At 63.8% G+C, this 7,526-nt stretch carries 6 protein-coding genes; 5 read left to right on the plus strand and 1 reads right to left on the minus strand.

Annotation, left to right across the window (positions count from 1 at the left end):
- Positions 1–48: 48 nt before the first annotated feature.
- The gene (locus AC0QUY_RS29060; RefSeq protein WP_475389679.1) at positions 49–1,077 is read left to right on the plus strand and encodes a glycosyltransferase family 4 protein; all 1,029 of its coding nucleotides are present in this window, start codon (positions 49–51) and stop codon (positions 1,075–1,077) included.
- Here AC0QUY_RS29060 and waaF read toward each other — a convergent pair.
- On the minus strand, positions 1,059–2,123 hold the full coding sequence (gene waaF / locus AC0QUY_RS29065; protein ID WP_475389680.1) for a lipopolysaccharide heptosyltransferase II: 1,065 nt from the start codon (positions 2,121–2,123) through the stop codon (positions 1,059–1,061). The two genes, AC0QUY_RS29060 and waaF, sit on opposite strands and share 19 nt — an antisense overlap.
- A gap of 163 nt (positions 2,124–2,286) precedes the next feature.
- Here waaF and rfaD point away from each other — a divergent pair, with 163 nt between their 5' ends.
- From rfaD to AC0QUY_RS29085, 4 genes are all read left to right on the plus strand, one after another.
- Positions 2,287–3,264 (plus strand): ADP-glyceromanno-heptose 6-epimerase, encoded by a 978-nt coding sequence (gene rfaD / locus AC0QUY_RS29070; RefSeq protein ID WP_475389681.1) that lies wholly within the window; start codon positions 2,287–2,289, stop codon positions 3,262–3,264.
- A 19-nt stretch (positions 3,265–3,283) separates the two neighbouring features.
- Complete coding sequence (gene rfaE1, locus AC0QUY_RS29075) at positions 3,284–4,756, plus strand: D-glycero-beta-D-manno-heptose-7-phosphate kinase (RefSeq protein WP_475389683.1); 1,473 nt, start codon at positions 3,284–3,286, stop codon at positions 4,754–4,756.
- 23 nt (positions 4,757–4,779) lie between these two features.
- A complete protein-coding gene (locus AC0QUY_RS29080; protein ID WP_475389684.1) occupies positions 4,780–6,042 on the plus strand; it encodes an O-antigen ligase family protein in 1,263 nt (420 codons plus the stop codon).
- A gap of 86 nt (positions 6,043–6,128) precedes the next feature.
- Entirely contained in the window at positions 6,129–7,439 is a 1,311-nt protein-coding gene (locus AC0QUY_RS29085; RefSeq protein ID WP_475389686.1) for an O-antigen ligase family protein, read from the plus strand.
- Positions 7,440–7,526 lie beyond the last annotated feature (87 nt).

The raw sequence follows: 7,526 nt of genomic DNA on the forward strand, positions 1-7,526 counted from the left end.
GTATAGGAACCTTCCCAACCGGAGCCGGACGTACCGAGCGAGAACAATTTGGCCAGTGATCTGCAACTGATCGTGCCGAATCTGCACAGGCGCTATTCCGGCGTTACCGCCACCAACCGGATGGTGGCGCCGGTACTCGCCACAATGTACCGCGCGGCATGGCTGGGTCCGCACGCGCCCCACGGCATCGCGCGGATGGGTTTTGCGGATCTGTTGAAACTGTGGCGTCGCCGCACCTCCCTGATCTGGCATGCGCGGCGCAATGACGAGATGATCGCAGGGCTGTTGCTGCGCGCGCTCGGCTGGCCGCTGAAACTGGTCTTTACGTCCGCCGCACAGCGGCATCACAAGCGGCTGACGCGCTGGCTGATCCGGCAGATGGACGCCGTCATCGCGACATCGGAACTGTCGGCATCGTTTCTCAAGCGCGAGGCAACGGTGGTGATGCACGGCGTCGATACGATGCGCTACGCGCCGCCGGCCGATCGCGCGGTGGCGTTTGCGGAGGCAAAACTGCCGGGACGTTACGCCATCGGCTGCTTCGGCCGGGTGCGTGCGCAAAAGGGTACGGATGTTTTCGTCGAGGCGATGTGCCGGCTGTTGCCGCGCTATCCGGATTTCACCGCCGTCATCGTCGGCGCGGTCGTGCCGGAGCAGCGGGGTTTTGCCGATGGCTTGAAACGACAGATCGACGCCGCCGGGCTGCAATCGCGCATCGTCATCACCGGCGAGCTCGAAATCGAGCAAGTGCAGCGCTGGTATCAGCGGCTGACGATCTACGCCTTCACCTCGCGCAACGAAGGCTTTGGCCTGACGCTGATCGAGGCGATGTCATCGGGCGCGGCGCTGGTGGCTGCGCGCGCGGGGGCAGCGCAGTTCGTGGTCGAGGACGGCGTAACCGGCGTGCTGACGCCGCCGGGCGATGCCGACGCGCTGGTGGCGGCGCTGGAGCCCTTGATGCGCGATCCGGCAGCGGCGATTGCGATGGGCGAGCGCGCACGAAAGCGCGTCATTGAAAAATTCAGTCTGGAAGCGGAAGCGAACGCGATCGCCGCGGTTTATCGGGCGCTTGACTGAGCCATCACGCGCTGCGCGATGTCGGCCACCTCGGACGCTGCTATGTCGCGCATGCAGCGGTGATCGTTCATGGTGCAGACGGTGCGCTGGCAGGGTTGGCAGGACAGCTTCGATTTGGTCTGCAGCACCGTCGCGGCAAGGCCGTTCAACGGCGCCCAGAGATAGGGGCTGGTGGGACCGAAAATGCCCATGGTCGGCGTGCCGATCGCGGCCGCGATGTGCATCAGGCCGGAATCGTTGGAGATCGCAACGCTCGCTGCTGCCATCGCCAGAACGCCGTTGCGCAAATCAGTGCCAGTGAGGTCGCGGGCCCTGCCGCCGGTGGCGGAGACGATTTCCTGCGCCAGTGCCTTCTCGCCGGGACCGCCGACCACCCAGACGTCGAGACCGCGTTCGATCAGGAGCTGCGCGGCTTCCGGATAATAGGTCCATCGTTTTGAAGCCCCGACGGAGCCGGGGCCCAGCGCCACGGCAGGACCCATACCGAGCCCATTCGTCTGCCGCCAGCGGGCGGCTTCCTCCGGCGGAATCACGAGCTGCGGTACCGGCCATTCCGGCGGCAGCGGCGCGCCTGATGGCAGCGCCAGCGCGGCGTTCTTGTCGATGAAGCGGGGCAGGGCCTTTTCGCCCCAGCGCATCCGGTTGATCAGCCCGAATCGCACCTCGCCAAAAAAGCCGACCCGTTCGGGGATCCCGGCGAGCGCCGGAGCAATCGCCGCCTTCCAGGTGCGTGGCAGGACGAGGGCGGTTCCATAGTTGCGGGCGCGGAGTTCAGCGGCCAGCCCCCTCTGCTTGGCGATGGCAAGCCGGCTGCGGGGCAGGTCCCAGACGATCCCGGCACGGACGCCCGGCATGTAATCGACCAGGGGCGCGCACAGGGGGGTGACCAGCAGGTCGACCGGGCGGTTCGGCCAGCGCTGTTTCAGGACCCGCACGACCGTGTGGCCGCGAACGAAGTCGCCAATCCACATATAGGGGACGATCAGGATCGGCCTGGTATCGGCGGCATCCTCCAGTTCGATTTCATGTGATGAATTTAAATTCATATCTTGACTGGTGCGCCGCTAACCGATTACGGCACCGTCGGTAACCGCTCCGCATCAGTAGGTAAAGCCGGTCGATGGCCTTTGCTTCGGCCAGAGAAGCAAAGTTGCCTGCCGCCTGGGAGTGGGGCAAAGCTTTCGCCGAACAATCGAGGCAGGGGATGGCATGTTGCTGGTGACCGGGGGTGCCGGTTTTATCGGGTCGAACGTCGTGGCGGCGTTGAATGACGCCGGCCGGGATGTGGCCGTGTGCGACATGCTCGGGCACGACGGCAAATGGCGCAACCTGGCCAAGCGCCGGCTCGCCGATTTCGTGCCGCCCGCGGAACTGATGGACTGGCTGAAGGGCCGCCGGCTGGAGGCGATCATCCATCTCGGCGCCATCTCCGAGACCACGGCGACCGACGGCGACCTGGTGATCGAGACCAATTTTCGCCTGTCGATGCGGCTCCTGGACTGGTGCACGGCGAATGCCACGCCGCTGATTTACGCGTCCTCGGCCGCCACCTATGGCGACGGCAGCAGCGGCTTTGGCGACGACCCGTCCATGGATGCGCTGAAGAAGCTGCGGCCGATGAATCTCTACGGCTGGAGCAAGCATCTGTTCGACATGGTGGTGGCGGAGCGCGCCGCGCGCGGCGAACGGCTGCCGCCGCAATGGGCCGGGTTGAAGTTCTTCAACGTGTTCGGCCCCAACGAGTATCACAAGGGCACGATGATGAGCGTGCTGGCGCGGCGCTTCGACGACATCAAGGCCGGGCGTCCCGTGCAACTGTTCAAATCCCATCGCGAAGGAATCGCCGACGGCGACCAGCGGCGCGACTTCATCTATGTCGACGACGTCGTGCGGGTGACGATGTGGCTGCTGTCGACGCCTGATGTGAGCGGCATCTTCAACGTCGGCACCGGCACCGCGCGCAGCTTCCGCGACCTGATGCTGTCGGCCTATGCCGCGCTCGGCATCACGCCGAACATCCAGTATATCGACATGCCGGAGCAGATCCGGGGCAGCTATCAGTACTTCACCCAGAGCGAAGTCGATCGGCTGCTGCGCGCCGGGTATAATGGCGGCTTCACTGCGCTGGAAGACGCGGTCGAGACCTATGTGAAGGCCTTTCTCGACCGCGCCGATCGCTTTCGCTGACGGGCTTTAAGGTGGACAGATGTTCGATTTCGAAGCCCTGAGCCAGGCGATCCCGCGTCAGACCGTGCTCTGCGTCGGCGACCTCATGCTCGACGAATTCGTTTATGGCGAGGTGTCGCGCGTTTCGCCGGAAGCGCCGGCGCCCGTGATCGCCGTCCAGCGCAGCGAGACCAATGTCGGCGGCGCCGGCAACGTCGCGCGCAACATCGCTTCTCTCGGGGCGCGCTGCATCTTCATCGGCCTGATCGGCGAGGACGAGGCTGGCGCGAAGCTGAAAGCCAATCTGGCGCGAGAGAAGCTCATCGAGGCGGTGCTGGTCTCCGATTCCTCGCGCCCGACGACGCGCAAGGTGCGCTTCGTTTCCGAGCATTTTTCCACCCACATGCTCCGCGCGGATTGGGAACTGTCCGTGCCGGCCGCGGCCGATGTCGAGCAAAAGCTGATCGATGCGATCCTGCCGCAGGTCGCGCGCGCCGATATCGTGCTGCTGTCCGACTACGCCAAGGGCGTGCTGACGGCGCGTGTCATCCGCAACATCATCGATGCCGCGAAGAAGCTCGGCAAGCGCGTGATTGTCGATCCCAAGAGCGCCAATTTCGCGATCTATCGCGGCGCCACGCTGCTGACGCCCAACCGCAAGGAGTTCGCGGAAGCCACCCGCAGCCGCGCCGACAGCGACCAGAACATTGCCGGCGCGGCGCAGGACGCGATGGTTCTCGCCGATTGCGAGGCGATGCTGGTGACGCAAAGCGAGCACGGCATGACGCTGGTGGTGCGCGGCGGCGAGGCGATCCACGTGCCGGCGCTGCCGGTCAAGGTGCGCGACGTCTCGGGCGCGGGCGATACCGTCGCCGCGGCGCTGGCGCTGACGCTCGCGGCCAGGGCGGATTGGGAGACGGCGCTCAGGATGGCGAATGCGGCGGCGGCCGTCGCGGTCGGTAAGAAGGGGACCGCTACCGTGACGCCGGCGGAACTGCGGCGGAAAATCTTGCCGCATGCCTCGCTGGCGGCGGAGGAAAAAATCGTCGCTGCCGGCGGCGATCTCGATGCGCATCTTTTGGACTGGCGCAGGCAGGGGCTGCGCATCGGCTTCACCAATGGCTGCTTCGACATTCTGCATCCCGGCCACGTCAAGGTGCTGACGGCCGCGCGCGGCGCCTGCGACCGCCTGATCGTCGGCCTCAACAGCGATGCCTCGGTGAAGCGGCTGAAAGGCGAGGGGCGCCCGGTGCAGGACGAGCGGGCGCGCGCCGAAGTGCTGGCGGCGCTGGAGGCGGTCGATCTCGTCGCGATCTTCGAAGAGGACACGCCGATCGAACTGATTACGAAGGTGAGGCCAAGCGTGCTGGTCAAGGGCGGCGACTACACCCGCGAGCAGGTCGTCGGCCACGAGATCGTCGAGGCTACCGGCGGCGAGGTGATGCTCGTCGACATTCTGCCAGGCCACAGCACGACGTCGCTGGTCGGCCGCGCACGGGGAGACAATGCGTGAGCGTTAGTGCTGTGGTGCCACCGATGTCCCTGGTGCGACGATATTGGCGTGACCGCGCGCTGTGGATGACGATCGCGGATATCTTCGCCATTCTGGCCGCGTTTGCGCTGCCCTGGTCGACGACGGTGTTGGCGATCTTCGTGCTCTGCTGGCTCGGCGCCGTGGCCTGGGTGATGGACTGGCGGGCCTACGGGCGTTTGCTGAAACAGCCGATCTGCTACTTGCCGCTCGCACTGGTCGGTCTGGCCGCCGTGGGTACGTTATGGGCGGACGCGATGTGGAGCGTGCGGCTTGCCGCCATCAGTCCAGCCCTCAAGCTCCTGGTGCTGCCGGCGCTGTTCTATCATTTCGAGCGATCGTCACGGGGGATGTGGGTCTTTATCGCATTCCTGGTGTCCTGCGCGCTGCTGATGGTGATGTCGTGGCTGGTCGCGATTTATCCAAGCCTCTCGCTCAAACCAGGTGAAGATGCGTATCGCGGCATCTTTGTCAAAAACTACATCGACCAGAGTCAGGAGTTTGCACTCTGCGCGATCGCGCTGATCTATCCGATCGTCAGTCTGCTGCGGGTGAAGAAGATGCGGCAAGCATTGGTGCTGTGCGCAGTTTCGCTCGGTTTCATCGCAAACATGGCGTTCGTAGTCGTCTCCCGGACCGCCATCGTTACAATGCCGATCATGCTGGCGGTGTTTGCGCTGCTTCACCTGAGGCGACGCACCAGTTTGATCATCATAGGCGTAATGATCGCTCTCGTGGGCGTCCTTTGGTTCACCACGACCGACTTGCGCTGGGGCCCCAAGAGATTTCTCAGGGATTATCAGCTCTACAAGACGGAACAAACGGTGACATCGATTGGGCTTCGGCTCGAGTTCTGGCAAAAATCCGTGCGGTTCTTTTCGGAGGCGCCGGTCTTCGGTCACGGAACAGGCTCGCTGCGCGGACTCTTCGAGCGGGCTGCGACCAACTACTCCGAATCGCCTGCTGGCTCGGTTATAAGCAATCCTCATAATCAGACGCTCAATGTCGCCGTGCAGTGGGGCGTCATAGGCGTGATACTGTTGTATGCGACGTGGCTGTCGCATCTGTTGCTGTTCCGCGGCAACGGCCTCGTTTCCTGGATCGGGTTGCTGGTCGTCGTACAGAACATGTTCACCTCTCTGTTCAACTCGCATCTGTTCGACTTTCACGAGGGATGGATGTACGTGCTCGGCGTCGGCGTTGCCGGCGGCATGACCCTCGCGGCCAAACAACGCAGTGAGAAAGCGGATCCGGTGACGCGACCATGAGTGTCGACGGTGAGCGCGGGGAGCCGCGCTCGATCAGTTGGATTTTTTCTCGGATATTTGCGTTCCGCCACGATCCGGCGGCGCGGATGCTGAACGTTGACCTGATTGCGGTCGCGGTTGCCGTCCTGCTGCCGTGGTCGACCAGCGGCGTCGGTATCGGCATGACGATATGGTTTTTCGCCCACGTCGCGGTGGTCGAATGGCGCCCGTTCCTGCGCTCGTTGCTGCGGCCGATTTGTGCGCTTCCGATTGCGCTTGTGGCTTTGGCCGCGATCGGAACCCTCTGGTCGGATGCGCCCTGGAACGCACGCACCTACGCTTTGAGTCCGGCGACAAAGCTGCTCTTTTTGCCGTTCCTGCTCTATCATTTCGAACGCTCGACGCGCGGCATGTGGGTATTCGTCGGCTTTCTGGTTTCCTGCGCGCTGCTGGTGCCGGTATCCTGGCTGGTGCTGCTCGAACCATCCCTCACGCTCAAGGAGGACGATGCGGAGCGGGGCATTTTCGTCAAAAACTACATCGACCAGAGCCAGGAATTCGTGCTGTGCACGGTCGTGCTCGCTTTCCCCATCATCACATTGCTGCGAGACGGGAAAATCAGACAGGCATTGTTGCTGACCGCGGTCGCGGCCAGTTTCATCCTCAACATGGCGTTTGTCATCGTGTCGCGCACGGCGCTGGTCACGCTGCCGATCATGCTTGCCGTGTTCGCGATGGCGCATCTGAGGTGGCGGACCAACATGCTGCTGTTCATAGCCGCAGTCGTGCTCGGCGCGCTGGCCTGGACCTTATCGCCGCAATTGCAGGCGACCACCGACAAGTTCTCGCGGGATTACCGCATCTATAAGGAATTCAATCAGCCGACGTCGATCGGGCTGCGATTGGAATTCTGGGAGAAGTCGTTGCGGTTCTTTGCCGAGGCGCCGGTGATCGGCCACGGCACGGGATCGACCCGACGGTTGTTCGAGGCGGCGGCAACCGGGCCTGCGGCGTTGGCGCAGGGGGCGGTGATCGGGAACCCGCATAACCAGACCCTCAACGTCGCGGTCCAGTGGGGTGCTGTCGGGGTCGTGATCCTGTACGCAATGTGGTTTTTTCATTTCTCGTTGTTTCGCGGCGAGGGGCTAGCGGCCTGGATCGGGCTGATGGTGGTGCTGCAGAACGTATTCAGTTCGCTGTTCAACTCGCATCTGTTCGATTTTCACGAGGGATGGATGTATGTGCTCGGCGTCGGGGTAGCTGGCGGCATGGTGCTTCGCGCCAGATCCGGGGCTGCCGAATCCTCCGGAACAGCCCCGGGCATGATCGCTGGCATGCGCGCCGGAGATAAGATATCAGCGGGCGAGGGGACGCGCCTCGCGAATCCCGATCGTTCCCGCATCCGGCCATTGGAATGACGCCTCTTTCGCAACTGACCCGCCGCAATTTCCTGATCGCAGCGCATGATGGGCTGGCGACGGCGCTTGCGCTGCTGGCGAGCTTCT

The organism is Bradyrhizobium sp. WYCCWR15520 (assembly GCF_056174665.1).

Bases quoted from the DNA above. Each gene is read 5' to 3' on its own strand.
- AC0QUY_RS29080 (WP_475389684.1), top strand. From the start codon at position 4,780: ATGTCCCTGGTGCGACGATATTGGCGTGACCGCGCGCTGTGGATGACG.
- waaF (WP_475389680.1), bottom strand. From the start codon at position 2,123: ATGAATTTAAATTCATCACATGAAATCGAACTGGAGGATGCCGCCGAT.
- rfaD (WP_475389681.1), top strand. From the start codon at position 2,287: ATGTTGCTGGTGACCGGGGGTGCCGGTTTTATCGGGTCGAACGTCGTG.
- AC0QUY_RS29085 (WP_475389686.1), top strand. From the start codon at position 6,129: ATGCTGAACGTTGACCTGATTGCGGTCGCGGTTGCCGTCCTGCTGCCG.
- rfaE1 (WP_475389683.1), top strand. From the start codon at position 3,284: ATGTTCGATTTCGAAGCCCTGAGCCAGGCGATCCCGCGTCAGACCGTG.